This is a genomic window from Stutzerimonas stutzeri (genome assembly GCF_002890895.1).
GTDB classification, from domain to species: Bacteria; Pseudomonadota; Gammaproteobacteria; order Pseudomonadales; family Pseudomonadaceae; genus Stutzerimonas; species Stutzerimonas stutzeri_AB.
The window spans coordinates 25,306-52,147 of the sequence record NZ_POUL01000004.1 but is presented as its reverse complement, the minus strand read 5'-3'; the positions used below and the strand labels follow the sequence as shown (position 1 = coordinate 52,147).

Sequence of the window (26,842 nt, the reverse complement as noted above, 5' to 3'; positions counted from 1 at the left end):
CGGTTCAGCGTTTGAGTTCGAAATTGATCTGCGCACCATCGATGAGAGCTTCGTCCTCGGCCGTTCCTGGCAGCAACTCGCCGCTCATTTGCAGCGAGCGAGACTCCTGGCTGGACTCGAATAGCGGTGGCAGCAGGCTCAAGGACGCTGGCTTCTCAGCAGGGTCGAGGCTTTCCGTCCAGTCATCAGGAAGGCTTAGGTCGAGGTCTGGCTCAGGCAGTTCCACTTTTTCCAGCTTGGTCTTTGGCACGGAGGCAGAAGGCTTGGCCTTTGGCGCAGGCGCACTGGGTTCGGTCGAGGGCTGTTCAGGGTTCGCTGCTAGAGTTGGCTCCTTTTCAGACTCGATACTCACTGGTCCGACCTGCGTATCCAGCTCGGGCTCGGCAACTAGCGGCGCAGCTGTGTCAGGTGGCGAAACAGCGACCTTGGGCGGCGTGGGAGGCCTAGGCTGATCCGGAACCTCGTCACAGCCAGCCAGTAGCGACAGCCCTATCAACGTCAGCCATCTCATTTTCCGCCCTCCCCGTCATTCAGTTCGATTGCCGGCAAAGCTCCCCAGCAAGCTCACCTAAAGTTTTCAATGCTCGCTCCGCCTCGGCCGTCCAGGGCAGCGCGCAGTTGAGCCGGATACAGTGATTGAACTGTTCAGTGTTGCTGAAAATTAGCCCTGGCGCGATGCTGATGCCTCGCTTCAACGCCTGAACGTGCAGCTCCTTGGTATTCACCCGAGCCGGCAAGCTGACCCAGAGAATGAACCCGCCCGTAGGACGTGTCATCTGGGTGCCCTCAGGGAAATACCGTTGGACCGCCAACTGGAAAGCGCTGAGATTCTTCCGGTACTCGTGGCGAATGTAACGCAGATGGCGATCGTACCCCCCGTTTTCAAGATAGGCCGCCACGCCCATCTGCGTGACGCTGCAGGCCGAATGCGTACTAAAGGTCTGCAGGCGTTTTATTTCTTCGCGGTAACGACCAGGCAATATCCAGCCAATACGCACGCCAGGCGAAATGGTCTTCGAGAAGCTCGAGCAATAAATCACCCGCCCCTCGGTGTCATTCGACTTGAGCGCCCTAATCGACCCTACGTCGAACAATAACTCGCCGTATATATCGTCTTCGACAATCTGTATGTCGAAATTCGCCGCCATTTTTAACAACTGCTTCTGCCGTCCGTCCGGGACGCTGCCACCCAGGGGATTACTCAGCCGCGCGGTCAACACCAGCGCCTTGATCGGCCACTGACTGGCTGCAAGCTGCAACGCCTCGAGGCTGAGCCCGGTATCCGGATCACACGGGATCTCGATCACCTTGAGCCCTAGCAAATCGGCCAGTTGAAGCAAACCGTAGTAACTGGGCGATTCCGCTGCGATCAAATCACCGGGCTTGGTCAGCACCCGCAACGACATCTGTAGCGCATCGACGCAGCCATGTGTGATCACGACCTCGTCAGGCCCGACAACCACGCCGGCGTCGCGCATGCGGATAGCCACCTGCCGGCGCAGCGGCTCATAGCCGGGACTGAACATATAGCTGAAGGCCTGCTGACTCTGGAAGCGAGTGACCTTGGCAAGCTGCTGATGCAACGCACGGGCAGGCAGATAGTCCACATGCGGCACGGCGGCACCCAGCGGTATGAGCCCGTCACGGCGTGACTCGCTAAGCACCTGATTGATAATGCTGCTGCGAGTGACCAGCGTCGGACGCTCGACCTGCGCAATATCCGGCGTAGGGGCAGTCAGTGCCGGGGTGTGATGCACATAAAACCCCGACTGCGGGCGAGCACGGATCATTCCCTGGTCTTCGAGATTGGCATAGGCCTGCAGGACCGTCGCATGACTCACGTTCAGCTGCATGCTCATCTTGCGTACCGACGGCACACGCTCGCCCGGGCGATAAACACCTCGCCGAATGTCATCGGCAAGCTGGTGTGCAATGCGCTGATAAAGCAACAGATTGGTCATCTCGTCCGTCTCCGCCAACTGGACCATAACAGTAGTACACCACCGTTATATTCGACCAATACAGTTGCTTGCTAACTCGCCAACACAGTCAGCGCTCTTTATCGAGAGTTGAGATCAACGTGGACTGCTCAAACGTCCTTGCTCGTCGGAAAACAAAATCTCTACCCGGCGATTCTGTGCACGTCCGCGTGCTGACGCGTTCTCTGCGACACGATATTGCTCGCCGTAGCCGACAACCTCGATACGCCCGGCATCGACTCCGAGGCTTTGCATAAAGTCACCCACCGCCTGTGCGCGCGCCCTCGATAAAGCAAGGTTCTCGGCGGCATCACCGCGGTTGTCTGTATAGCCTTCGATCCGCACCCGCCGCTTGGGATTGAGCTGCATAAAATGAACGACCTTTAGCAGTGTGCGGTTGGCTGACGATCCCAGCTCGGCACTGGCCGCCCTGAACAACACATCTCCAAGCGTCATGACCAGGCCGCGATCGGTCTCGGCGGCCGCGAGGCTCACCATCTGATCCTCCAACCAACGCCCCTGGTGCTGCAGGTCGAGCATTCGGGCTTCCTGTACAGCCTGACGCAAACGCTCATGCTCCATGCTCAATTGGGTCGCGCGCCGCTGGTTCTGCAGCTGCTCGCTGTGCTGGCGGGCTATCTCGCTATAGCGCTTGCTGAGGTAAGCATAATGAGTAACGTCCTCTGCGTTGCCCAGGTAATCGGCGAAGCGCTTGGCTCGGTCAAGCGACTCGCTCGCGCGCATCACATCCTTGGGCGCATCCAGAAGGATCTGTGGTTCCTCACTGACGCTTTGAAGATCCATTGATGCGTTTTGCAGCTGCTGTTGCGACTCGTGCGTTGCACAACCTTGAAGCGCACCAAGCGCTACCAGCAGTGCAGGTATCAGGTAGACCGGTTTCACTGGAACGCTCCCAGCTGTTCACGCAAGCGCGCGATGCGGCGGTGCAATTCCGCCAGTTCCTGCTGACTCTTCTCGTTAAGGACCCGAGCCTCTGCCAGCCGTGCGTCAAGCTCGGCTTGCTCGGCCTGCAGGCGTGCCTCTCGATAATGCTCATCCTTCATCGCTGCGACCGCAGCCGCAAACTTGTGCTCCGCCTGCATCAATTCCGGCGTCTGTTCCGCAGCACCCACCGAGCGCGCTTGGCTCAACGCCTGCTCGGTAAGCCGCAGCTGTTCAATGGGAGCAGGATCGCTGGCGCAGCCAACCATCGCCAGCAGCACGAGCGTGCCGCAAGATTGTTTGATCAATTGAAAATCCTAGCGTTGCGAATTGCGGGTCGGCGCTGGCTGCTGTTTCCAGCGTTCAAGGTTCTCTACCAGCAGTTGCTGCGGTACCCCCGCAGCGCGCAATTCTGTCATTTTTATTGCGAGCTGTCCGCGCAGCCACGGACCGTTACACGCCGAGTCGTGAGCGACCGCGAAATGCAAACCGCGACTGAACACCGCTGGTTCCAAACGCTGGATATCAGCGAGCAGTCCTTGTCGGGCGGCATATGCAATGAAACTGTAACGCTCATGCAGGACATAATCCGCCTTGCCCGTCGACAGCCTGTTGAGAGCCTCAGCCAGGCTAGGAGCAGCACGTAAACGAAGGTTTTCTTTGGCATAGCGCTCGAACGCACTGCCGTAGCTTCCAGTCTTCACGTAGGCGCCCGTTCGACCTGCCAAATCCTGCCGGTCTGAATAGAGGAAGCCAGGCTCCTGACCTACCCAGGCGGACATCTGCAAGGCCGTGACCGATGGATGGATGAAATCCAGATATGCCAGTTCCTTTGGTGCCAGGACCGCATCGGCCAGCACATCGACCCGCCCACTGCGCACTTGCTCCAGCGCCGCGCCCGCATCGCCGGTGTAGAGCACTTCGAGCTTCAGGTCGAGCGAGTCGGTGATTTTTTTTAGCAGATCAGCGTTCGCTCCCACCAGCCGCTTGGGGTTCTGCGGATCGCGCCAAAGAAAAGGAGGGTTGTCTGCGCCGCCAGTCGCGATCAGCCGATCACACTTTGCAGCCGCCGCGTGTGCCGCGACGGGGGTTGCCAACAACACGGCGAGCAAAGCGGACTTCAGCGAAACGGCACAGCGCATGGAAAACCTCATGGGTAGAATCGGACAGGCTTCTTGTCGGGACTGCTGGAATCTTACCATTGGCCAGTGCAGCCGAGCGCTCATAAAAAAACCCGCTACGAGAGCGGGTTTTTTTCAAGCGGCTCAGTTACACGAGCTGCTCCAGTTCCGGCAGGATTTCGAACAAGTCACCCACCAGGCCGTAATCGGCGACCTGGAAGATTGGCGCTTCTTCGTCCTTGTTGATCGCAACGATCACTTTGGAGTCCTTCATGCCAGCCAGGTGCTGGATGGCTCCGGAGATGCCCACCGCGATATACAGCTGCGGCGCAACGATCTTGCCGGTCTGACCAACCTGCATGTCGTTCGGCACGAAGCCAGCATCGACCGCCGCGCGCGAAGCGCCAACGGCGGCGCCAAGCTTGTCGGCCAGCGAATAGAGGTGCTTGAAGTTGTCACCGTTCTGCATGCCACGACCACCGGAAACGACGATCTTAGCAGCCGTCAGTTCAGGACGATCGGACTTGGCCAGTTCTTCACCTACGAACGCGGAAACGCCCGCATCGCCAGTACCGGAAACCTGCTCGACAGCAGCCGATCCGCCTTCAGCACTGACCGGATCAAAACCAGTGGCGCGCACGGTAATAACCTTGATCGCCGCGCTGGATTGCACGGTGGCAATTGCGTTACCGGCATAGATTGGACGCTTGAATGTGTCTGCGCTTTCGACAGCGATGATTTCAGAGATCTGATCAACGTCCAGCTTGGCGGCTACGCGCGGCAGGAAGTTCTTGCCGTTGGTAGTGGCCGCAGCCAGCACGTGGCTGTAATCCTTCGCCAGATCGGCAATCAGCGGCGCAACATTTTCCGGCAGCTGATTGGCGTAAGCAGCGTCGTCAGCGACCAGCACCTTGGAAACGCCTTCGATCTTCGCAGCCGCCTCACCGATAGCAGCGCAACCAGCGCCAGCAACCAGCACATGAATGTCGCCGCCGATCGCCTTGGCTGCAGCCACGGTGTTCAGAGTGGCCGCAGCCAGAACGGCATTGTTGTGTTCAGCGATAACCAGGATAGTCATTTAGATTACCTTCGCCTCGTTCTTCAGTTTCTCGACCAGTTCAGCCACGGACTTGACCTTGATACCCGCGCTACGTGCCGCAGGCGCTTCGACTTTCAAGGTCTTCACGGTGGAAGTAGTGGTTACGCCCAGCGCGTCCGGCGTCAGCACTTCCAGCGGCTTTTTCTTGGCCTTCATGATGTTCGGCAACGACGCGTAGCGCGGCTCGTTCAGGCGCAGGTCGGTGGTCACGATAGCCGGCAGACTCAACGCAACGGTTTGCGCGCCGCCGTCGATTTCGCGCTCGACGTTTACCTTGTCGCCCGACACTTCGACTTTCGAAGCGAAAGTGCCCTGGGCAAATCCGGTCAGTGCACCGAGCATCTGTCCGGTCTGGTTGTTGTCGCTGTCGATGGCCTGCTTGCCAAGGATCACCAGCTGCGGCTGCTCCTTGTCGACTACAGCCTTCAGAAGCTTGGCAACGGCCAGGGAGTTGAGTTCTTCGCTGGACTCGACCAGCACGGCACGATCAGCACCCAGCGCCAGCGCGGTGCGCAGCTGCTCTTGGGCAGCGGTCGGACCGATGGATACCACGACGATCTCGCTCGCGACGCCTTTTTCTTTCAGGCGTACGGCTTCTTCCACAGCGATTTCGCAGAAGGGATTCATCGACATTTTGACGTTGGCGAGGTCGACGCCGGAGTTGTCCGCCTTGACGCGAACCTTGACGTTGTAATCGACCACTCGTTTGACAGCTACAAGAATCTTCATGGATTCCTCGTTACTCTCCGGTGAATAGAATTTCGCCGAGGCGAACCGAGCCATGCTCAAGGACCGGGCCGCCATTAGCCTTCCGGACCTGTTCGGCGAGCACAAAACTGCCCGTATCTTGAATGCAGGCAACAGCTGGGGTCAACAACGCAAATGACCCGTCATAAGCCGCTGTTGCCGGATTCTATCAGGCTTGAGAGAAATTCAAACAAACGTTTGTATTGGACCCTTTCGGGCGTCTATATATAATGCGGCAGCTCGGCCTGGTCAGGGACACGATCCAGCCCTCCACTATCTATAAAACAATCAAGCCTTGAGTAGGAGATAGCCAATGGAACGCGAATACATGGAATTCGACGTAGTCATCGTCGGCGCCGGCCCCGCGGGCCTGTCCGCTGCCTGCCGACTGAAGCAGCGAGCCGCCGATGCCGGAAAGGAAATCAGCGTCTGCGTCGTTGAGAAGGGTTCCGAAGTTGGCGCCCACATCCTATCTGGTGCCGTGTTCGAGCCGCGCGCGCTGAATGAGCTCTTTCCCAACTGGAAAGAACTCGAAGCCCCCCTAAATACCCCGGTCAAGCGCGACGACATCTATCTGCTCAAGACTGCCGAAGCCGCTCGCAAGCTGCCCAACGCGCTGGTTCCCAAGACCATGCACAACGAAGGCAACTACATCATTTCGCTGGGCAACTTCTGTCGCTGGTTGGCTCAGCAAGCCGAGAATCTCGGCGTCGAAATCTACCCAGGCTTTGCGGCTCAGGAAGCACTGATCGACGAACAGGGTGTGGTTCGCGGCATTCTTACCGGTGATCTCGGCGTGGACCGCGAGGGCAATCCGAAAGAAGGCATGTACACCCCCGGCATGGAGCTGCGTGCGAAGTACACCCTGTTCGCCGAAGGCTGCCGTGGCCATATCGGCAAGCAGCTGATCAATCGATTCCAGCTCAATGCCAACGTCGATCCGCAGCACTACGGGATCGGTATCAAGGAGCTCTGGGACATCGACCCGGCCAAGCACGAGCAAGGGCTGGTCGTTCACACTGCAGGCTGGCCGCTGAACGATGACAACACAGGCGGCTCTTTCCTTTATCACCTGGAAAACAACCAGGTCGTGGTCGGCCTGATTGTCGATCTGTCCTACAGCAACCCGTACCTTTCCCCGTTCGACGAGTTCCAGCGCTACAAGCATCATCCAGTGATCAAGCAATACCTGGAGGGTGGCAAGCGCGTTTCCTACGGTGCACGAGCGATCGCCAAGGGCGGCATCAATTCGCTGCCGAAGATGGTGTTCAATGGTGGGGCCCTGATCGGTTGCGACGCCGGCACCCTGAACTTCGCCAAGATCAAGGGCAGCCACACCGCCATGAAATCCGGCATGCTGGCTGCAGAAGCGGTTGCGGATGCCTTGTTTGCCGGCCGTGAGGGTGGCGATGAGCTGACTGGCTATGAAGAAGGCTTCAAAGCCAGCTGGCTGTATCAGGAGCTGTACGCTAGCCGTAACTTCGGCGCGGCGATTCACAAATGGGGAGCGATCAAGGGCGGCGCGTTCAACTTCATCGACCAGAACATATTCAGCGGCAAGATTCCGTTCACACTGCACGACACCAAGCCGGATTACGCGTGCCTGAAGACAGCCGCAGAGTCGAAGAAGATCGATTATCCCAAGCCGGACGGCAAGCTCAGCTTCGACAAGCTGAGCTCGGTGTTCCTCTCCAACACCAACCATGAAGAAGAGCAGCCGGTTCACCTCAAGCTGATCGATCCGAGCATTCCGATTGAGAAGAACCTGCCCATGTACGACGAACCTGCCCAGCGTTACTGCCCGGCCGGCGTCTACGAGGTGGTGGACAGTGATGAAGGCGGCAAACGCTTCCAGATCAACGCGCAAAACTGCGTGCACTGCAAGACTTGCGACATCAAGGACCCGGCGCAGAACATTGTCTGGGTCGCGCCGGAAGGCACCGGCGGGCCGAACTACCCCAACATGTGACAAAGGCTGCCCTGCAGCGTAGCGAACCCCGCCTCGGCGGGGTTTTGCTTTTTAAGACCCACCACTTGGGCGACTGCGAACGAAACATTTGCCATCGAGAACATCACCAAAGCGTAGCCACTTAGCAAAAAGCCCTGAAAACGAAAAGCCCCGGCCTTGGCCAGGGCTCTTTCACAGTTCCGCTAACAGCCGAAGGGCTGTTGAGCGAATAGACGGCGGTTACAACCCAGCCACATCCTCCGCCTGCAGACCCTTCTGTCCCTGGGTGACCGAAAACTCGACCTGTTGCCCCTCGGCCAGAGAGCGGTGGCCTTCGCCACGAATCGCCTGGTAATGCACAAACACATCCGCACCACTGCCACGCTGGATGAATCCATAACCCTTGGCATCGTTGAACCACTTAACGGTTCCGGTTTCGCGCTCAGCCATCCTACTTCTCCAACTCGTTCTTATTATTCCCGCTCGGGGATCAACGGACAGGCGTGATCTTCTTGGAATCAACGCCAGCGCCAAATATAGCGCAGCGGCCATGACAAGTACGTTTCTGGCGTTCGCCGGCGCATCAGAGTAGCGCCCGATTGGGGCTCGGGGCGCTCAGCACACAACACAAGCAAACCGCCGGGCCGGCCAGCTCACCGTATTCTTAGTGATCGACGCCTGCGCCAGAGCCACAGCAACAACATGCCGAGCGTGAGCAGCAGCGGCACTAAGCCGACATTGAAGAATTTGAGCGTCCGCCCAAGCGCCTCAATATCCGCGTTGAGCTGATAGCGCACCTCACGCAATTCTTTGCGAATGAGCAGCTTCTCTTGCATGAAATTCTGCAGCGCGGTCTGTTGTTCCGCAGTCAACTGCACAACCCCTTCCGCGTCCGGCCCCTGTAACTCGGCAAGTTGTGCCTCACTCTCAGCCAGACGTTGCTGCAACACTTCTTCCTTCTCGCGGAAGCGGTTCTCCGCCTGACGTTGCAAGTCTTCGACAACCGTGAACGGTCGAGCAAACCGACCACGTGAGCGGACGCTGATCAGCGCATCGGTGCCCGATAGATTGTCCAGCGCGTTAATCACGAAGGTGCCATTGTCGGTCCAGGGCTGGGGCATGCGCTGGCCGAAGAAGTTATCGACCTGCACCCACATGCGGTCTGCAAGCAAGTCGGTGTCCGCCACAGCCAGCACATTGATGCTCGAGCTGTCTTTCAGACCGTCCGTATGCCCCTCGATACCATTGGGATAGGCCGACTTAGCGGGGCCCTGGATACGCGCCGCAAGCGTGTAGCGCTCGCCTGTGGGCTCCAGCTCCGGCAAGAGCAACTCGGGATTTTCCAATGTCGCGAAGCGCTCCGACTCGATCGGCATGGCGTAGCTGGAGCTCTGGATCAGTGGCACGAAACGAGTCGTTGCATCCTTCAATGGTTCGAGGAAGCCCGCGGTCGCCACGTTCAGGCTCTCCAGCGAAGCGGTTACAACGTCCTCGCTGTCCATCATGCTCTGCGGCAAGCTCAGCCAGGCCGGATGCCTGACCGGGCGGCGCTCCTCGCCCACTCCGACGGACATCGCATAGGACGCGTCCAACACCACCTGATTGGGTACCATGCGCACGCCCCAGGCGTTGAACAGGGGCTCCAGATCCGACGCGTTGCCTTCGCCGAACTCACCTGGCCCGATGCCCATGCCAGGGTCCGCCTCGCTGTAGGGGTCAAGAAATACCAGTAGCTTGCCGCCCCGCATGACGAACTGGTCGACGGCATACAGGGTCTGCTGCGGAAGCTCCTTCGGATGGATCAGCATGAGCACCGATACGCTGGAGGGAATCACGTCCACGTCGCGCTTAAGGCTTTCGATATGGAACAGCTGACGGATGTTCTCCAGCACCATCCAAGCAGGCGCTGCCTGTTGGGTACGCATGTCAAAACCGCCCGTGATGGACAGCCCTGAAAGCACGCCGACCACCGGCATTTGTGGCGTAGAAAGCGTCTGCACCAGACGACTGATTTCGTACTCGAGAAACTCCTCCTGATCCAACGGGAAGAACGGAATACTCTGCGTCTGCCCCGCCGCGTTGATACCAGCCAAGCCGAAGTAGACATTGTCGCCGCCCTGATCCAGCGGCACAGCCTGCAGCCCGAGCTCGGCGGCCCGATCCTCCTCCTCGGAGAACGGCTCGGGATCGATCACCCGCAGCGTGACCTTGCCATCAGCCTCACGCTGATAAGCATGCAGCAGCTCCTCAACGCGTCGTGCATAGTTGCGTAGCGCAACCAGGTCCCCCGTCGCCTCGTCCGAGTAGAACAACTGCAATTCAATCGGCTCCTCGAGCCCAGCCAGGATGGTTTCGGTGCCTTTCGATAAGGTGTAAAGCTTCTGCTCGGTTAGATCCAGCCGCGCATCGGTAAACATCAGGCTGGAAACAGCATTGAGTGCCAGGAAAGCCAGTGCGATCAGCAGCAGCCCGGCACCTGAATACATCAGTCGTTTCATTCGGGCTCCCTTATGCCGCTTTCTTCAAATCGACGACGATGGCAGTAGCCATCAGCCAGGCGATGATCAGGGTGACGAAATACAGCAGGTCTCGCAGATCGATGACCCCTTTGCTGAGCGAATCAAAACGAATCAGGATACTCAGCGATGCCACTGCGTCCACCAGCCACTGCGGCGCCCAGGCGAAGGCATCGAGCACCATCGGCAAACCGCTGACGATGAACAGAAAACACACGCTGACCGCCAGGATGAAGGCAACCACCTGATTCTTGGCCAGGGCCGACATGCAGGATCCGATCGCCAGAAAAGCGCCAGCCAGCAGCCAGCTACCGAAATAGCCGGTGATGATCGCGCCGTTGTCTGGCTGGCCCAGGTAGTTGACGGTGATAATCATCGGAAACGTCAGCAGCAAGGCGATCCCGGCAAACACCCAGGCCGCGAGGAATTTGCCGGTGACCGCCTCGAAACGGGTAATAGGTAAGGTCATCAACAGCTCGATCGAACCCGACTTACGCTCCTCGGCCCACAGGCGCATGGCAATCGCTGGAATCAGAAACAGATAGAGCCATGTATGAAAACTGAAAAAAGGGACGAGATCCGCCTGCCCCCGCTCGTAGAAACCGCCCAGATAAAAGCTGAATACGCCCGACAGCACGAGAAAGATCAGCGTGAAGACGTAAGCGAGCGGCGTCGCGAAATAGCTGCCCAGCTCGCGCTTGAAGATCACCGGCAACTGACTCATAACGCCTCCCCACGCGTTAACGTCTGAAATACTTCGTCCAATCGGCCGCGCTCCACATCCAATTCCCGCACAGCCCAGCCCTGCTGGGTGATCAAGGCATTGATCTGCGGAAAGATCACCTGACCCGGCTTGGCCAGCACCGTAAGGCTGTGCTCCAACTGATTCACCTCAATTCCGGCCACACCCGGCAAAGCCGCCAGGGCGACCTCATCCAGCGGCCCTTCGCCGACCAGCGTCACGGCCTGGTGATACCTGGAGCGACTTTGCAGTTCCAGTGGCGTTCCGTCGGCCACCAGCTGGCCGCGAGCGATGACGATGGCGCGCGTGCAGACCGCCGTGACCTCTTCGAGGATATGCGTAGAGATGATGACGATCTTGTCCTGGGCCAAGCCCTTGATCAGTTGGCGAACCTGGTGCTTCTGGTTCGGGTCCAGGCCATCGGTAGGCTCGTCGAGGATCAGTACGCGCGGGTCATGCAGAATCGCCTGCGCCAGTCCAACACGACGCTTGAAGCCCTTGGACAGCGTGTCGATGTTCTGGCCAAGCACCGACTCCAGCTCGACCTGTCCCACGGCCGTGTCTACCCGCACGCGCTTGTCCGCCCCGCGATAACCACGCACCTCGGCGATGAACTCGAGAAAGCCCCGCACCGTCATGTCGCCGTAGCAGGGCGCGCCCTCGGGCAGATAGCCCATCTGGCGCTGCGCCTGAAGCGCCTGGGTCCGGATATCGCAGCCAAAGATGCTTGCGCTGCCTGACGTCGGCGTGAGGAAGCCGGTCAACATCTTCATCGTCGTGGACTTTCCGGCCCCGTTCGGGCCTAAAAAACCCAACACTTCGCCCGGCTCGACGGAAAAGGACAAGGCGTCAACCGCCGTGTGCTGAGCGAATCGTTTGGTCAGATTGTTCAGTTCGATCATCAACTTTCATCCGTGCTGACGGGCCTGCGGCCACGTTTGGCATACCGGCCCAATGCGCGCCGGACTATAAGGAGAGCCACAATGCTATTGCAACCGGACCAGGTGGCTATTCGACAGCAACGCCGCATGGCTTCGACTTGCACTAGCCTCAAGCGAGAGCCATAGGCGACCGGGATGTTAAAACATGATCGAACGAATCTTTCGCAGCAGCCGTTTCCTGGTACTGGTTGCGGTTGCAACGACGGCAATCTCCGCCGTGCTGTTGTACGGCGTCAGTCTGAACACCATGGTTCACCTGCTGCTGGAGCTGATCCATCAGTTCCCCCACACCGCAAACGACAGCAAGAGTCTCGCCGTCAAGCTACTGAAGCTGCTAGACCTGCTGTTGATCGCCATTACCTTTCAGCTGATAGCTATCAGCCTGTATCGACTGTTCATCAAGCCGGTGCCGGCCGAACAAAGCGCCTCGCTTGGGCCGCTGGATATCAGGTCGTTCCATGACCTGAAGAAAACCCTGATACAGGTTTCGGTGGTTATCATCGTCATATTGTTTCTCGAGCATGCGGTCGAGGTCGGCGCTCAGCTGGAGACTCTGTATTTTGGAGCAGCCGTAAGCTTGGTCGTGTTCTCGGCCGTCTACGCATGGAAGAACATGAGGTAAACCAGGGCGAACGCACAGGGCGACTCAAATAGCCGCTCGCCCCGTCTGCAAACCGAACAGTTGCCCTCGCCCGCTTTGAACGCACATCACCCGTTGAGCCGGCACACCAACCGTGCACTTCCTTCACCAGACTTTTGCCCGCCAACACCGCATGCGGCACACTTGCGCGCTTCAAGGGCATTAACCCTTCCACAGTCGAATCTGCCGTATGACCCGCTCTCCGTTTCGCCGTCTCGTTTTCTCCCTCGTGCGTCGCCTGCTGTATGTCTGGGTGCGCTCGGAGACGATCAACCAGTCCGCCTTCACGCTCAAGCTAGACCGCAGCAAGCCGGTGTTCTACGTGTTGCAACGCGCCTCACTGAGCGATCTGGCGGTGCTCGATCACGAGTGCAGCAAGGCCGGCCTGCCGCGCCCGGTGGCGGACGTGGCGGTGGGCAATCATGTCGAGCCGGCGGCGTTCATCTTTCTCAGCCCGGCCGCAAGCTGGTTCGGCACCCGGACCCGCGCTGTTACGCCAGCACCACTGGTGCGCCTCGTCGGTGCCCTGGAACAGAACGCCGTAGACAATGCCCAGATCATCCCCGTCAGCGTGTTCTGGGGTCGCTCGCCGGATCGCGAAACCAGTGCCTGGAAACTGCTGTTCGCCGACAGCTGGGCCGTCACCGGACGGCTGCGCAAGTTGCTCAGTATCGTCATGCTCGGGCGCGAAACCCGCGTGCAGTTCTCCACGCCGATCCAGCTCAATGAGCTGGTGGCGCAGAACAAGGGCCACGAGCGCACCCTGCGCATGGTTCATCGCATGCTGCGGGTGCATTTCCGCAATCAGAAAACGGCGGTTATCGGCCCCGACCTGTCGCACCGTCGCAACCTGGTCAAAGGCCTGGTACACGGCCCGCAGGTGCGTCAGGCAATCAGGGACGAGGCCGAGCGCGAAAGCATTTCGCTGGAAAAGGCCGAAGCGCGGGCGCTGCGCTACGGCAACGAGATTGCCTCGGACTACGCCTACACGGCCGTGCGCTTTCTCGAGGTGGTGCTGTCCTGGTTCTGGAACAAGATCTACGACGGCATCCGCGTCAATCACCTGGAGCCGTTGCAGGAGGCGGTGCAGGGCTACGAAGTCATCTACGTGCCGTGCCACCGCAGTCATATCGACTACCTGCTGCTCTCCTATCTGCTGTTCCGCAACGGCCTGACGCCGCCGCACATCGCCGCGGGCATCAACCTCAACATGCCGGTAATCGGCAGCCTGCTGCGTCGTGGCGGCGCCTTCTTCATGCGCCGTACGTTCAAGGGCAACCCGCTCTATACCGCGGTGTTCAACGAGTACCTGCACACCCTGTTCAGCCGTGGCTTTCCGGTGGAGTACTTTGTCGAGGGCGGTCGCTCGCGTACCGGACGCATGCTGCAACCCAAGACCGGCATGCTCGCCATCACCCTGCGCAGCTATCTGCGCTCCTCGCGCCTGCCGATCCTCTTCGTGCCGGTATACATCGGCTACGAGCGAGTTCTCGAAGGCCGCACCTATCTAGGGGAGCTGCGCGGTGCAGCGAAGAAGAAGGAATCGATCTTCGACATCTTCAAGGTCATCGGCGCTCTGAAGCAGCGCTTCGGGCAGGTCTGGGTGAATTTTGGCGAGCCGCTGAAGCTCAACGAGTTTCTCGACCAGCAACAACCGGGCTGGCGAAAACAGGAGCTGGCGCCGAACTTCCGTCCCGACTGGCTCAACGAGACCACCAACAAGCTGTCCGAACGCATCGCTCAACGGCTCAACGAAGCCGCCGCGGTCAATCCGGTCAACCTGGTCGCGCTGGCGATGCTCTCCACCAGTCGTCAGGCGCTGGATCGGCGCTCACTGGCGCGCATCCTCGACCTCTACCAAAACCTGCTGCGCGCCGTGCCCTACTCGCCTCATACCACACTGCCGGATGGTGACGGCGAGGCGCTGATCAGCTATGTGAAGGCACTCGGCCTCTTGGCTGAGCAGAAAGACGCGCTGGGCAACATCCTCTATCTGGACGAGCAAAACGCCGTTCTGATGACCTACTACCGCAACAACGTGATGCATATCTTCGCCCTCCCTGCGTTGCTGGCGAGCTTCTTCCAGAGCAGCTCACGGATCAGCCGCGAGCAGATCCTGCGGTTCACCGAGGCGCTTTACCCCTATTTGCGCGCCGAGCTGTTCATCCGCTGGGAGCCCGAGCAACTGGGCGCAGTGATCGATCAATGGCTGGATGCCTTCGTCGAACAGGGGCTGCTCAAGCGCGACGGCGAGGCTTACGTGAGGCCGGCACCCAGCTCTCGTCAGTTCGTCCTGCTGACCTTGCTGGCACGGGCGATCATGCAGACGCTGCAACGCTTCTACATGGCCATTGCGCTATTGCTCAACAGTGGTCAGAACACCCTCGATGCCGAAGAGCTGGAAAACCTCTGCACGATCATGGCCCAGCGCCTTTCGATTCTGCATGGGCTAAACGCGCCGGAGTTTTTCGACAAGAGTCTGTTCCGCCACTTCATCAAAAGCCTGCTGGATCAGAACGTGCTGCAGCAGGACGCCGACGGCAAGCTCGGTTACCACGCCAAGCTTGGCGAACTGGCTGAGGGTGTCGCCAAGCGCGTGCTGCCAGCCGAAATACGTCTCTCGATTCGCCAGGTCGCGTTGGAGCGGCACGACGAGGAACAGCTTTCGGACTGACGCCGCTGGATGCTCAAGCATGGGCGCTCGCAGCTAGGTCCTCAGTGGCAACCACGCTAAAGACGCCCAGGCTTAATGCCGAAACGTTCGATTGAGGCTGTGTGCGCCACCCATACTCAGCAGGTCATCCACCGAACACTTCGGCGGCCTGCCGAGAGGGGACCGTATGACGCACAGCCGTGTAATCGCCTTGTGGCTCGTCCTGGGGATGGGCGGTTGCGCAACGCCCAGCCTAACCAACCTAACGCCCTCCTCCGTTGCCCGCTCGCCGGTCCCGCTCTACCCGTTGCGAGCGCAAGTGGACGGGCGTGGCAATCGCATCGCACAGGTCAACGCGGTCATCCATGGCACGCCCTGGGCCATGATGCCGTTGTCGAGTGATCAATACGCGGTGGGCTACTTCGCCGACACCTGCGAAACCAACATTCCCTATCACTTCAGTGTCGGTTATCAGCGCCGCAACTGGCTCGGCTCCGGCTATTCGAGCACCGTCCATGAGAAACGCTTCCCGGAAGCCTCCGGTTACGTCATGAACGTTACTGGCGACCCGCTGCCCGGTGGATGCGCCGCCGCCATCGGCCTGACCCTGCGTGTGGACAGTACGGCCGACGAGGTGGATACCGAGCCTGGCGACGGCAACTGCCGATCCATCTCCAATCGCTGCACGTTAAGAGCAGCGGTGATGGAGAGCAACGCGCACCAGGGCCACGATTTGATCGAGGTGCCGTCAGGGCACTACGTGCTTTCATTGGCCGGCACAGAGACCGCAGACGTGCCGAACGACGCGGTTGGCGATCTGGACATCACGGATGGTCTGACGCTATCGGGCCTCGGGCGAGCCGCGAAAAACGATGACTTGCAAGTCATCATCGACGGCGGGGCCATCGACCGGATTTTCGATATTTATGCTGCCGCGCCGAGGGCGGTAACGCTCAGCTATCTGCGGCTGGAAAACGGCAGGCCCATGGGTAGCGGCGGCGGCGCGATATGGAATCGAGGCAACCTGCGCATGGACCGGATGCTGTTACGTGGCAACACCATCGACCATGAACTGGAAACCTCCTGCGCGGCCTTTCCCAGCCGACGCCTGTGCAACCGTGGCGCGGGATTGTTCAACGAGGGACAGGCGCTGGTGGCTCGCTCGACCGTCGAACAGAATTCGACCGGGTACCAGTCCGGCCATGGCGGTGGCATTTCCAATATGGGCTCGGCGGCGCAGCTGTATCTGCGCAACAGCCTGATAACCGCCAATGACGCTCGCTTTTGGGGTGGGCTGCTGAACTATCAGGGCACCGTCGACATTTTGAACAGCTCCTTTGTCGACAATCGCAGTACCACCGGTGGTGTCCGAGCCGCAGAAATCGGCAACATCGACGGCAAAGTCTCGGTCCGCAACGCGACCTTCAGCAATCACTCGCAGCTGTTCAGCCATTCGGGTACTGGCGAGTTCCACCTGGCCAACAGCCTGGTCGAAATCCGCACCTTCGGCGACATGCCGTTCTGCAGTGGCGCGCTGACCAGTGGCAGTTTCAACGCCATCGGTGGCTCCGGAGGAGGACTCTTCGACTTCCTGGGTGGCTGCGGCTTCACGCCCACCAGCGCGGACGAAGCAGGGGTTCGCCTGGCGCTCGGATCACTGCAGGACAACGGAGGTCCGACCCGCACCGTCGCGCTGCGCGAACCGTTCGAAGACAGCCCCTATTTCGACGCCATCGACATGGGCGGCGTGCTTTGCCCGGACACCGACCAGCGCGGCAACCCGCGTGACGATCGGCAGTGCGACCCGGGCGCTTTCGAGTTCTGACCCGCATGGCCGGCAGTCAGGTGCCGAGTACTTCCAGCTTGGCACGTATGAAGTCTGAATGCGGCACATACAATAGATCGGCGATACGGCGGATCAGGTGGTCTTCGTATCGGTGGATATCGCCATCGGCGGCGGCGACGCGCCATAGCGTTTTGATCAGAACAAATTTTTCGTCCATCGAATATTGAGCGTTGATCAGCGTGGTGAATTCATACAGTGACGTTGATCGCTCGGCGGATTCCTGGGCGGAGGCGACCAGCGATTCGAGCTCGCCGTCCTCCAACCCCGAGCCCAGGCGGATGGCTTCGATAATGGCTTTTTGTTCGTCTGCATCGCTTTCGTAATCCGCACGGCCGACTTCGATCAGCAGCGCCGCTGCGGCCACTTCAACGCTGTGTCCTGTAGGCTGATCGTCCCCACTGCGGTCGAACAGCGACTTGAGTGCTTTGAGCATGGTGTCATTCCTCTGCACGGGTTGGTATTCGAACGGATCCACGGCGAAGGTTCAGCCGCAATCGTGTCGTCGGTCAGCGCGTAGCGGATGTTCGCTCTTGCAGATTGATAAATCCGCCTCATGATGATCTTTTTGTAGCCGTGAAGCGGCTAGAAGTTGCACCAACGCGGCCGTTATAACGCCACCGCGCCTGCGCTAGACCGAGCGGCAGACATCGCTGCATGCCGCCGGCCGGCCAGTAATATCGAGGACGAGCGTCAACGAAACGGTCGAAACAAGCTGCTGTCACCGTTTGGCACGCCGCGCCTGGCCTATTAAGCTCGCTGCATCACTCAGAGGATTTATCCATGCTGCGCACCACTGCTTTGCTCACCGGTTTGATGCTCTCCGCCAGCGCTTGGGCGCTTTCGCTGTCCGACCTAAGTCAGGGCGATGCCAACATGGCCCTGAAAGACGCGCTGAGCCAAGGGACGAAAGTCGCCGTGCAGCAGCTGGGCCGGCCCGGAGGCTTCAGTAATGATCCGGATGTGCGCATCGAGCTGCCGGGCAACATCGGCAAGGCCTCGCGCATGTTGAAGATGATGGGCATGGGCGCTGAGGTCGAAGAGCTGGAAACCGGCATGAACAAGGCCGCCGAAGCCGCAGTACCGCAAGCGCAGGCGTTGCTGCTGGAGGCCGTGAAGAAGATGACCGTTACCGACGCCAAGGCGATCCTGAGCGGCGGCAATGACTCGGCGACTCAGTACCTGAACAAGACCAGCCGTGACGAAATCCGCGCCCGATTCCTGCCAATCATCAAGCAGGCCACCGACCAAGTCGGCGTGGCCCAGCAGTACAACGCGCTGGCTGGCAAAGTCTCTGGCCTGGGTGCGGTCGATCCCCGATACGGCACGGTCGAAGGTTACGTGGCCGAGCAAGCGCTCGATGGGTTGTTCACTGTCATCGCCGAACAGGAAGCCAGCATTCGTCAGAATCCGGCGCAGGCAGCCACCAGCGTGGCAAAAAAGGTTTTCGGCCTGTTGATGGGTAACTGATCGAACACCTTCAAGGCTGCACAACGATGTATCACGGAGAGAAGTTCAACGCCTGGACGCACCTGACAGGCGGTGTGCTAGCGCTGATCGGGACAGTCTGGCTGCTGATCCTCGCGGCCATGGATGGCGATCTGATGAAGATCGTCAGCGTCGCCATCTACGGGTTCACCCTGGTGCTGCTGTACAGCACCTCGACGCTCTATCACAGCGTCCGTGGCCGCGCCAAAGCGGTGATGCAAAAGCTCGATCACCTGTCGATCTATCTGCTGATTGCCGGCAGCTACACACCGTTCTGCCTGGTCACTCTACGGGGCAGCTGGGGCTGGTGGCTGTTCGGGATTGTCTGGTCACTGGCAATCATCGGCATGCTGCAGGAGATCAAGCCAAGGTCGGAAGCGCGGGTGCTGTCGATCGTCATCTACGCCATCATGGGCTGGATCGTGCTGGTGGCGGTCAAGCCACTGCTCGCCGCCCTGGGCACCACCGGCTTCGGCTGGCTGGTTGCCGGCGGCGTGTTCTATACGGTTGGCATCATCTTCTTTGCCTACGATCAGCGCTTCCGCCACTGGCATGGCATTTGGCACCTGTTCGTCATCGCCGGCAGCCTGCTGCATTTTGTGGCCATTCTGCGCTACGTGGTCTGACGTCATCCTTCTGCGTCGGTCAGCTACAGCTCGTGCATGCGGTTGACCTGCTGCGCCAGGCGCATGGTCTCGTGCTCTTCAAGCTGCAGCATTTCGCCGAGCAGCTCACGTGCCTTGTCCAGCGATGGACGCTTGTCCAGCGAGCGGTACAGGTCGATGATCCGATTGTGAAGGGCGAAGACCTCGCGTGAAATGTCGTCGACACTCATCTGGGCATAGGCATCGCTGTCGAAATCCAGCGCAAGTATCTCGCCCTCGACCGCCTCGTGCAGTCGGGCTTGCAGCGCGCGCGGGTCGGCATGCTCCTTGATCCGCTCAATCGTGCGCGTCAGCTCTTGCTCGTGCTGCGCGAGATAAGTCATCAGCATCGTGGCCAATGAGTCGCTGCGATCATCGGCGGCCTCTGTCATGCATTCGGAAAGCCGGGCATGGGCCTGGCTGGTCCAGTCGATCAGGTCTTCGCATCGTTCGATGTTCATACCACCTCCATCCGCCGCGTTTGATTTGCCGAGCAGGATAGCTAGCAGGGTTGCACGTCAAGCGGTCACCCGATGCAAACACGTGCAGCACGGATTGGCCAGTGCTGGGTGTCGGTCGCCACGGGCGTCGCAGCAATCATGTTCCGTCAGCCTGCCTCAAGCCAGCGTCCCCCGGCGGTTCTCAGTCAGCTGAGCGGAACAGGATATCGAACGACGTCCAGCCGTCGCGGCTGTTGCAATGGATCTCGCCATGGTGCGCCTCGATGATCGACCGGGTGATCGCCAAGCCCAGTCCGGCATTGCTCGGGCTGCCTTCCCGTCGCGCGGGGTCGACGCGATAGAAGCGGTCGAATAGTCGCGGCAAGTGTTGTTCAGGGATGCCCACGCCCGGGTTGCCGATACTTAGCGACACCCCCTGCTCGCCCGCCTCGATGGCCAGCTGGATCGTGCCGCCGTCGGGCGTATAGCGCAGCGCATTGGACAGCAGGTTCGACAGCGCGCGACGCAGCATGGCGGGATCCCCGTGGATGCGCGCATCGCCCGACAGCACGAAAAGAACACCGCGCTCGTCGGCGGTCAGCTGGTAGAAGTCCAGCAACGTCTCGCACAGGGCATGCAGCTCGATCAACTGCCGCTCGGGAACCACCAGCCCGTTATCGGCTTTTGCCAGGAACAGCATGTCGTCAATCATCCGCGCCATGCGGCGCAGCTCGTCCAGATTGGAATACAGGTTTTCCTGATAGTCCTCGCGGCTGCGCGCGCGGGTCAGAACCACCTCGGTGTGCGTCATAAGATTGGACAGTGGCGTGCGCAGCTCGTGGGCGATGTCGGCCGAGAAGTTCGACAGCCGCACAAAGGCGTCCTCCAGCCGCGCCAGCATCGCATTGAACGCCAGCACCAGCTGCTGCAGCTCCACGGGCGTCGACTCGGTCGGAATCCGCTCGGTCAGCGACTTGGCCGACACCGATGCCGCCACCAGCGTCACCTCGCGCAACGGCCGCAGGCCACTACGTGCCAATAGCCAGCCGAGCCCGCCGCTGAGCAGCGCAGAGAGCACCAGCGCGCCCCAGAGCCATCCCGCCAGAGTGTTCAAGAAGACTTTGTGCGTGGTGATATCGAGCGCCAACTCGATGCTCAGCGGACGACCCGCCACCTCGATGACGGCAGCCCTGCGACGCCACACCCGCGGCATGTCTGCCCTGACCGAACCATGCGCATGCATTTCGGCCGAGTAGGCGGCGCCGCTGGCGGCAAACAGCACCTGACCCTCAGCATCGACTATCCGCACCACCAGGTCGCTATGCCCGCCAAGCAATGCCTGCAGTTGCGGCCGCAGCGCGTCGAACCCGGTCAGATCATCGAGGCCACGCAGTAGCTGTCGGCTGGCCTGGAGCTTGTCTTCCAGCGTATGCCGATCCAGCTCGTCGAAGTGGTGCTGACTCAACTGGAAGAAAAAGAAGCCCGCCGCGCCGAGCACGCCGGTGACCGCCAGCATGAACATCAGGCTCAGTCTGGCGGTTAGCGACAACTGCTTCATCATGCGGGGTCCGGCTCGTCGATCATGTAGCCCATGCCACGCGCGGTATGGATGAGCTTGGGTTCGAAGCCATCGTCGATCTTCGCGCGAAGCCTGCGAATCGCCACCTCGATGACATTGGTGTCGCTGTCGAAATTCATGTCCCAGACCTGCGACGCGATCAGCGACTTGGGCAGTACTTCGCCGCGCCGACGCAGCAGTAGCTCCAGCAGGGCGAACTCCTTGGCAGTCAGGTCGATGCGCTGGCCGGCACGGACGGCACGGCGTTTGAGCAGATCCACTTCCAGGTTGGCAATGCTCAGTTGAGTCTGCAAGGCAGCAGTACTGCCCCTGCGCAACAAGGTGCGTACTCGCGCCAGCAGTTCTGAAAAAGCGAAGGGCTTGATCAGGTAGTCATCCGCGCCTAGCTCCAGGCCCTTGACCCGGTCTTCCACGCGATCGCGCGCTGTTAGGAACAACACCGGCACCTCCTGCCCCGCTGCACGGACCATACGCAGCACTTCCCAGCCGTCCAGCCCGGGCATCATCACGTCCAGGATCAGCAGGTCGTAGGACGTGCTCAGCACGTGCTGCAAGGCGTCGGTGCCACTGGTGACGCGGTCGACAGAGAATCCTGCCTCGCTCAAGCCCTGCTGCAGGTAGGTTCCGATTTTCGGTTCGTCTTCGGCGACCAGAAGCTTCATTCGGCTCGTCCTCTCTATCGGTCACCCAAGTCTGCCGGTAACACCGCTGACGGACCACAAGCTGACAAAAAAGTAATGTTCCGCTCAGCTTGCGGAAAGCCGACTCAGGCTATGTTGGCAGCCAGACGAAGCGTCAGAGGCAGCACCTTGACCTTGCCATTAGGACAAGGTTGATGATCAAGCCTAGCCGGACTGGCCGGCATCTACGGAGGGCTTCTCATGAATTCCACCCAGCTTCAGGTTCAAGGCATGACGTGCGGCGCCTGCGTTCGACACGTCACCCAGGCGTTGAACACCATCGCCGGCGTCGAGGCTGTCGAGGTCGATTTGCAAAGCGGACGGGTTCGCATCGACGGGGACGCCGAAAACGCTGAATTGATTGCCGCCCTGAACGAGGCCGGCTACCCCGCTCAGCTCGCGAGCCAGACCACACCCGCCGCCGCACCGAAGTCAGGCTGTGGCAGCGGCTGCGGTTGCCGTTGATTGCCCATTCAGGAGTGCTGCCATGCGTTTCATAAAACCCAAGTTCGCATTCATTGCCGCCCTGTCTATGGCCGGCAGCGTCCATGCCGCTGATGTGATCGACGTGCACCGGGACGCCAACTGCGGTTGCTGCAAGGACTGGGTCAAGTACCTGCAGGACAATGGCTACGAAGTCCGCGACCACCTAGAAAGCAATATGTCGGCCGTCAAGCAGCGCCTAGGCGTCGCCCCGCGGCTGGGCTCGTGCCACACCGGCGTGATCGACGGCAAATTCGTTGAAGGTCACGTGCCAGTTGCACAGATCCGCGAGCTGCAACAGCGCAGCGACCTGCTTGGCGTGGCTGCGCCTGGCATGCCTGCCGGGTCCCCCGGGATGGATTATGGGCAGCCAGCACAGGCCTATCAGGTCATTGGACTGACCGCCGAGGGCACCGATCTGGTGTTGGCTAACTACCCGGCGGAGTGAATCTGGCCGGAACCTCTTCGCCCGCCTGTCTCAGCGTTGGCGGGCGTATTTGCACTCAGGGCTGACCAAACAGGATCTCCATGCTCAGTACATCGTCGCGCCGTACCTTCGTCAAAAGCCTGGCTGCCGGAGGCGTCGTCGCCGGGCTGGGCATCTGGCGTCAGCCTGTGTGGGCCGTTGCGCGTCCTCACCAGACCGGTGACCAGGGCGTATTGGCCGGAACGCAGTTCGACCTGACCATCGACTCGCTGGCGGTCAACTTCAGCGGTCGCGAGCGCACCGCGATGGCCATCAACGGGAGCATCCCGGGCCCTCTGCTGCGCTGGCGCGAAGGCGACACCGTGACGCTGCGAGTGCACAACCGCCTGCCACAGGATACGTCGATCCACTGGCACGGCATCCTGCTGCCGGCCAACATGGACGGCGTACCCGGCTTCAGTTTTGCTGGCATCGCTCCGGACGGCCTCTACGAGTACCGGTTCCGAGTGAAACAGAGCGGTACCTACTGGTACCACAGCCACTCGGCGTTTCAGGAACAGCTCGGTGTCTACGGGCCGCTGGTGATCGATCCGCTCGAGCCCGAACCCTTCGAGTACGAACGTGACTACGTGGTAATGCTCACCGACTGGACCGATGAAGGCCCGGCCCGCGTACTCGACAAGCTGAAGAAGCAATCCGATTACTACAACCGCGGGCGGCGAACCCTCGGCGACTTCATCAATGATGTGGCCGATCAGGGCTGGCGCGAGACCGTTGGCAATCGCTGGGCCTGGGCAAAGATGAAGATGACGCCCACGGATCTCGCCGATATCAGCGGCGAAACCTACACCTACCTGCTCAATGGCCAGGCACCGGACGCCAACTGGACCGGTGTTTTCGAGCCGGGCGAGCGGATGCGTCTGCGCCTGATCAACGGCTCGGCCATGACCTATTTCGACTTCCGAATTCCCGGCCTGAAGCTCAACGTGGTGGCCGTGGACGGGCAGAACGTCGAGCCGGTCGAGGTCGATGAACTGCGCCTGGCGGTCGCCGAAACGGTCGACGTCATCGTCTCGCCGGATGGCGGTCAGGACGCCTATACCCTGTTCGCCCAATCAATGGACCGCAGCGGCTTCGCCCGTGGCACCCTGGCCCTTCGCCAGGGGCTGAGCGCGCCGGTACCAGAACCCGACGCCCGTCCTGAGTTGAACATGGAGGACATGGGCCATGGCGATCACGGCGCACATGCGGCGGGCAACGATCAGCCGGCGATGCAGCACGAAGCTCCACAGCACGGCCAGATGAACCATGGCCAAATGGACCACAGCGGCATGGGCGGCATGGACCATTCGGCAATGGGCCACGGTGGCGGTGCCAGCAGCCAGATGCAGACCCACCCTGCCAGTGAGAAGGGTAATCCGCTGGTCGACATGCAGACCATGATGCCAGTGCCAAAGCTGGATGATCCGGGTATCGGTCTGCGCGATAACGGCCGCCGCGTGCTGACCTACGCTGACCTGCGCAGTACCTTCCCCGAACCGGACGGCCGTGAGCCGACGCGCACCATCGAGCTGCACCTGACCGGTCATATGGAGCGCTTCGCCTGGTCATTCGACGGGATCCCCTACGCGAAATCCGAGCCGATCCGGCTCAAGTACGGCGAGCGGGTGCGCTTCGTGCTGGTCAACGACACCATGATGCACCACCCCATTCACCTGCATGGGTTGTGGAGCGATCTTGAGGATGAACACGGCCAGTTTCAGGTACGCAAGCACACCATCGACATGCCTCCCGGCTCAAAGCGGAGTTATCGCGTCACGGCTGATGCACTTGGGCGCTGGGCTTACCACTGCCACATGCTGATGCACATGGACCTCGGGATGTTCCGCGAAGTCCGGGTCGAAGAATAAAGGAGAACCTCATGAGCATTTTCAAGCGCAACTCACTGTTGGTGTTCGGCCTACTTGCCGCCCTGCCGCTGACCGCTCTGCAGGCACAGACCGAGCACGACGGTCACCATCCGGCTGAAACCCCGCCGCAGCAAGCCGCCCCCGAGGCTGGTCACCCGCAGAAGCCACAAGGCGGCATGATGAACCATGACGGGATGGGCCACGGCAGCATGGATCACGACCAGATGATGCAGATGCATGAGCAGCACATGGGGTCCGGGCAGATGAACCACGGCAACATGGGCTCAGCGCCTCATCAACCCCAGGGGCATGACGATAAGAGCCCGAAGCATGGCCATTAAGCTCGCACTGCTAAGCGCGCTCTGCCTGGCTGCCGCCACCAGCCAGGCGCAGGAAGCGATGGACCACTCCGGCCATGCCGGCCACTCACCGGCCGCCCCCGTTCCCGCTGGAAGGCACGGTCATAACCACTCGCAGCCGAACCACACGCAATCGGACCGCGGCATGATGGATCATGAGGCTATGGATCATGAAGCTATGGATCATGGGACGATGGACCATTCAGGTCACGCCATGCCGCATCCACCCCCAACGGGGATCCCGCCAGGCGAGGCAGATCGCCCGCCTGTCCCGACGCTTAGTCCCGCCGACATCGAGGCGGCCTTTCCCGACCTGCCCGAACACGGCATGCATCAGGGCAGCAGCCATTTCATGTTCGTCGCCGACGAGCTGGAATGGCAGGACGCCGATGCCGGAAGCACGCTGGCCTGGGATCTGAGTGGTTGGGCTGGCGGCGATATCGACCGGCTGGCCTTTCGCTCGGAAGGCGAGCGAACCAATGGGCATACCGAAGAAGCCGAACTGCAGCTGCTCTGGAGCCACGCAATAGGTCCCTGGTGGGAAACCGTCGCCGGTGTCCGCCAGGACTTCGAACCCGGCTCGCCGCAAACCTGGGCGGCATTCGGCGTGCAGGGAATGCCACTGTACGGGCTGGAAACCGAGGCCACAGCGTTCCTTGGCGAGGGCGGTCAGTCCGCGCTCCGGTTGGAAGCCGAGTACGACCTGCTGCTGACGCAGCGTTGGGTGCTTCAGCCCACCGCCGAGCTTAATCTGTATGGACGCACGGACGAATCCCGTGGCATCGGCTCTGGGCTCAGCGACGCGGGCGTCGGGCTTCGGTTGCGCTATGAGATCAGCCGACAGTTCGCGCCTTACGTGGGCGTCAGCTGGAGCCGGGCTTACGGCAACAGCGCCGAGCTGCTGCGGGCGGAGGATGAAGACACAAGCGAGGCTCGCCTGGTGGCGGGTATCCGATTCTGGTTCTGAGGTAATGGATGATGCTCAAAACCCTGACGACACTGCTACTGGCTGCAGTGGCATTGGTGCTGGCCGCTGCGGCCGTGGTGTACTTCGGAGTCGTCAACGTCGGAGCCGACGTGCCGCATAGCGGGCCGATCCACGCGCTGTTGGAGACCGCCCGCCAGCGCTCCGTGGCGGTCCGTGCCGAAGCTATCGAGGTGCCGGAACTGGGCGATGCCGAACTGATTCGCTCAGGCGCTGGCAACTACGAAGCCATGTGCGTCGTTTGCCATCTCGCACCGGGTACCGGACCGACCGAGCTGAGCGAAAATCTCAGCCCGGCGCCGCCGAATCTGACTGACGCAAACCGCAAGCGCGACCCGGCCGAGGATTTCTGGACGATCAAACACGGGATTCAAGCCTCCGGTATGCCTGCATGGGGCCGGAGCATGGAAGACCGCTACATCTGGGAGCTGGTCGCCCTGCTCGAGCAACTGCCCGAGCTGACAGCCATGGAATACAAAGCGCTGGTGGCCACGAGCGGTGGTCATCATCACGGTGGTGGGGAAACTCACATGCCCAGTGCTGCGCCCGTGGCTAAAGACGATCACCATAGCGACATGCACTCGTCTGGAAACCACCATCAGGCAGCGGAGCCCAAGCCTGACATCCACCGTCATGCCGACGGCAGCGATCACGTTCATTGACCCGCTGCTCCGCG

Annotated in this window: 26 protein-coding genes and 1 pseudogene; 12 read left to right on the top strand and 15 right to left on the bottom strand. The window is 60.5% G+C overall.

The window, feature by feature from the left end; genetic code table 11:
* Positions 1–4: 4 nt before the first annotated feature.
* From CXK96_RS08475 to CXK96_RS08445, 7 genes are all read right to left on the bottom strand, one after another.
* On the bottom strand, positions 5–352 hold the full coding sequence (locus CXK96_RS08475; protein WP_219807524.1) for a hypothetical protein: 348 nt from the start codon (positions 350–352) through the stop codon (positions 5–7).
* Between the two features lie 178 nt (positions 353–530).
* The gene (locus tag CXK96_RS08470) at positions 531–1,961 is read right to left on the bottom strand and encodes a PLP-dependent aminotransferase family protein (RefSeq protein WP_102836402.1); all 1,431 of its coding nucleotides are present in this window, start codon (positions 1,959–1,961) and stop codon (positions 531–533) included.
* Between the two features lie 114 nt (positions 1,962–2,075).
* Positions 2,076–2,882: an OmpA family protein gene (locus CXK96_RS08465; RefSeq protein WP_102836040.1), complete on the bottom strand. Its 807-nt coding sequence runs from the start codon at positions 2,880–2,882 to the stop codon at positions 2,076–2,078.
* Positions 2,879–3,190, bottom strand: coding sequence for a DUF4398 domain-containing protein (locus tag CXK96_RS08460; protein ID WP_102836401.1), 312 nt, complete (start codon positions 3,188–3,190; stop codon positions 2,879–2,881). Before CXK96_RS08460 ends, CXK96_RS08465 begins: the two co-directional genes overlap by 4 nt.
* 48 nt (positions 3,191–3,238) lie before the next feature.
* Complete coding sequence (locus CXK96_RS08455) at positions 3,239–4,063, bottom strand: substrate-binding periplasmic protein (RefSeq protein ID WP_102836039.1); 825 nt, start codon at positions 4,061–4,063, stop codon at positions 3,239–3,241.
* 127 nt (positions 4,064–4,190) lie between these two features.
* A complete protein-coding gene (locus tag CXK96_RS08450) occupies positions 4,191–5,120 on the bottom strand; it encodes an electron transfer flavoprotein subunit alpha/FixB family protein (protein WP_102836038.1) in 930 nt (309 codons plus the stop codon).
* Positions 5,121–5,870 (bottom strand): electron transfer flavoprotein subunit beta/FixA family protein, encoded by a 750-nt coding sequence (locus tag CXK96_RS08445; protein ID WP_102836037.1) that lies wholly within the window; start codon positions 5,868–5,870, stop codon positions 5,121–5,123.
* Positions 5,871–6,201: 331 nt separating this feature from the next.
* Here CXK96_RS08445 and CXK96_RS08440 point away from each other — a divergent pair, with 331 nt between their 5' ends.
* A complete protein-coding gene (locus tag CXK96_RS08440; protein ID WP_102836036.1) occupies positions 6,202–7,857 on the top strand; it encodes an electron transfer flavoprotein-ubiquinone oxidoreductase in 1,656 nt (551 codons plus the stop codon).
* Positions 7,858–8,076: 219 nt separating this feature from the next.
* Here CXK96_RS08440 and CXK96_RS08435 read toward each other — a convergent pair.
* From CXK96_RS08435 to CXK96_RS08420, 4 genes and pseudogenes are all read right to left on the bottom strand, one after another.
* A pseudogene (locus CXK96_RS08435) lies at positions 8,077–8,280 on the bottom strand (cold-shock protein); the annotation flags it as partial.
* A 209-nt stretch (positions 8,281–8,489) separates the two neighbouring features.
* Entirely contained in the window at positions 8,490–10,334 is a 1,845-nt protein-coding gene (locus CXK96_RS08430) for a GldG family protein (RefSeq protein WP_102836035.1), read from the bottom strand.
* Positions 10,335–10,344: 10 nt separating this feature from the next.
* On the bottom strand, positions 10,345–11,076 hold the full coding sequence (locus CXK96_RS08425; RefSeq protein ID WP_102836034.1) for an ABC transporter permease subunit: 732 nt from the start codon (positions 11,074–11,076) through the stop codon (positions 10,345–10,347).
* Complete coding sequence (locus CXK96_RS08420) at positions 11,073–11,996, bottom strand: ABC transporter ATP-binding protein (protein ID WP_102836033.1); 924 nt, start codon at positions 11,994–11,996, stop codon at positions 11,073–11,075. Before CXK96_RS08420 ends, CXK96_RS08425 begins: the two co-directional genes overlap by 4 nt.
* A gap of 184 nt (positions 11,997–12,180) precedes the next feature.
* On the opposite strand from CXK96_RS08420, the gene CXK96_RS08415 reads away from it, so the two are divergent.
* The 3 genes from CXK96_RS08415 to CXK96_RS08405 all read left to right on the top strand — a co-directional run bounded on the left by CXK96_RS08415 (position 12,181) and on the right by CXK96_RS08405 (position 17,153).
* Positions 12,181–12,657, top strand: coding sequence for a YqhA family protein (locus CXK96_RS08415; RefSeq protein ID WP_102836032.1), 477 nt, complete (start codon positions 12,181–12,183; stop codon positions 12,655–12,657).
* A gap of 208 nt (positions 12,658–12,865) precedes the next feature.
* Positions 12,866–15,349, top strand: coding sequence for a glycerol-3-phosphate 1-O-acyltransferase PlsB (gene plsB / locus CXK96_RS08410; RefSeq protein WP_102836031.1), 2,484 nt, complete (start codon positions 12,866–12,868; stop codon positions 15,347–15,349).
* Between the two features lie 166 nt (positions 15,350–15,515).
* Positions 15,516–17,153 (top strand): choice-of-anchor Q domain-containing protein, encoded by a 1,638-nt coding sequence (locus tag CXK96_RS08405; protein WP_146030700.1) that lies wholly within the window; start codon positions 15,516–15,518, stop codon positions 17,151–17,153.
* Between the two features lie 16 nt (positions 17,154–17,169).
* Here CXK96_RS08405 and CXK96_RS08400 read toward each other — a convergent pair whose 3' ends face one another.
* The gene (locus CXK96_RS08400; protein WP_102836029.1) at positions 17,170–17,607 is read right to left on the bottom strand and encodes a TerB family tellurite resistance protein; all 438 of its coding nucleotides are present in this window, start codon (positions 17,605–17,607) and stop codon (positions 17,170–17,172) included.
* Positions 17,608–17,954: 347 nt separating this feature from the next.
* On the opposite strand from CXK96_RS08400, the gene CXK96_RS08395 reads away from it, so the two are divergent.
* Both CXK96_RS08395 and trhA read left to right on the top strand, forming a co-directional pair.
* Positions 17,955–18,641: a DUF4197 domain-containing protein gene (locus CXK96_RS08395; RefSeq protein WP_102836028.1), complete on the top strand. Its 687-nt coding sequence runs from the start codon at positions 17,955–17,957 to the stop codon at positions 18,639–18,641.
* A 26-nt stretch (positions 18,642–18,667) separates the two neighbouring features.
* Positions 18,668–19,285, top strand: coding sequence for a PAQR family membrane homeostasis protein TrhA (gene trhA / locus CXK96_RS08390; RefSeq protein ID WP_102836027.1), 618 nt, complete (start codon positions 18,668–18,670; stop codon positions 19,283–19,285).
* A 23-nt stretch (positions 19,286–19,308) separates the two neighbouring features.
* Here the strand turns inward: trhA and CXK96_RS08385 are convergent, their stop codons facing one another.
* The 3 genes from CXK96_RS08385 to CXK96_RS08375 all read right to left on the bottom strand — a co-directional run bounded on the left by CXK96_RS08385 (position 19,309) and on the right by CXK96_RS08375 (position 21,984).
* Positions 19,309–19,764, bottom strand: coding sequence for a hypothetical protein (locus CXK96_RS08385; protein ID WP_102836026.1), 456 nt, complete (start codon positions 19,762–19,764; stop codon positions 19,309–19,311).
* Positions 19,765–19,945: 181 nt separating this feature from the next.
* The gene (locus tag CXK96_RS08380) at positions 19,946–21,301 is read right to left on the bottom strand and encodes a heavy metal sensor histidine kinase (RefSeq protein WP_102836400.1); all 1,356 of its coding nucleotides are present in this window, start codon (positions 21,299–21,301) and stop codon (positions 19,946–19,948) included.
* Positions 21,301–21,984: a heavy metal response regulator transcription factor gene (locus CXK96_RS08375; RefSeq protein WP_102836025.1), complete on the bottom strand. Its 684-nt coding sequence runs from the start codon at positions 21,982–21,984 to the stop codon at positions 21,301–21,303. Before CXK96_RS08375 ends, CXK96_RS08380 begins: the two co-directional genes overlap by 1 nt.
* Before the next feature lie 219 nt (positions 21,985–22,203).
* Here CXK96_RS08375 and CXK96_RS08370 point away from each other — a divergent pair, with 219 nt between their 5' ends.
* From CXK96_RS08370 to CXK96_RS08345, 6 genes are all read left to right on the top strand, one after another.
* Positions 22,204–22,467 carry a heavy-metal-associated domain-containing protein gene (locus CXK96_RS08370; protein ID WP_102836024.1) on the top strand — a complete coding sequence of 88 codons (264 nt, stop codon included), beginning with the start codon at positions 22,204–22,206 and terminating at the stop codon, positions 22,465–22,467.
* A gap of 22 nt (positions 22,468–22,489) precedes the next feature.
* Positions 22,490–22,933 (top strand): DUF411 domain-containing protein, encoded by a 444-nt coding sequence (locus CXK96_RS08365; RefSeq protein ID WP_102836023.1) that lies wholly within the window; start codon positions 22,490–22,492, stop codon positions 22,931–22,933.
* A gap of 80 nt (positions 22,934–23,013) precedes the next feature.
* Complete coding sequence (locus CXK96_RS08360) at positions 23,014–24,822, top strand: copper resistance system multicopper oxidase (protein WP_102836022.1); 1,809 nt, start codon at positions 23,014–23,016, stop codon at positions 24,820–24,822.
* A gap of 11 nt (positions 24,823–24,833) precedes the next feature.
* The gene (locus tag CXK96_RS08355) at positions 24,834–25,163 is read left to right on the top strand and encodes a hypothetical protein (protein ID WP_102836021.1); all 330 of its coding nucleotides are present in this window, start codon (positions 24,834–24,836) and stop codon (positions 25,161–25,163) included.
* Positions 25,153–26,148 carry a copper resistance protein B gene (locus tag CXK96_RS08350; protein ID WP_102836020.1) on the top strand — a complete coding sequence of 332 codons (996 nt, stop codon included), beginning with the start codon at positions 25,153–25,155 and terminating at the stop codon, positions 26,146–26,148. Before CXK96_RS08355 ends, CXK96_RS08350 begins: the two co-directional genes overlap by 11 nt.
* A gap of 11 nt (positions 26,149–26,159) precedes the next feature.
* Complete coding sequence (locus CXK96_RS08345) at positions 26,160–26,828, top strand: c-type cytochrome (RefSeq protein ID WP_102836399.1); 669 nt, start codon at positions 26,160–26,162, stop codon at positions 26,826–26,828.
* The last annotated feature ends 14 nt before the right edge of the window (positions 26,829–26,842 follow it).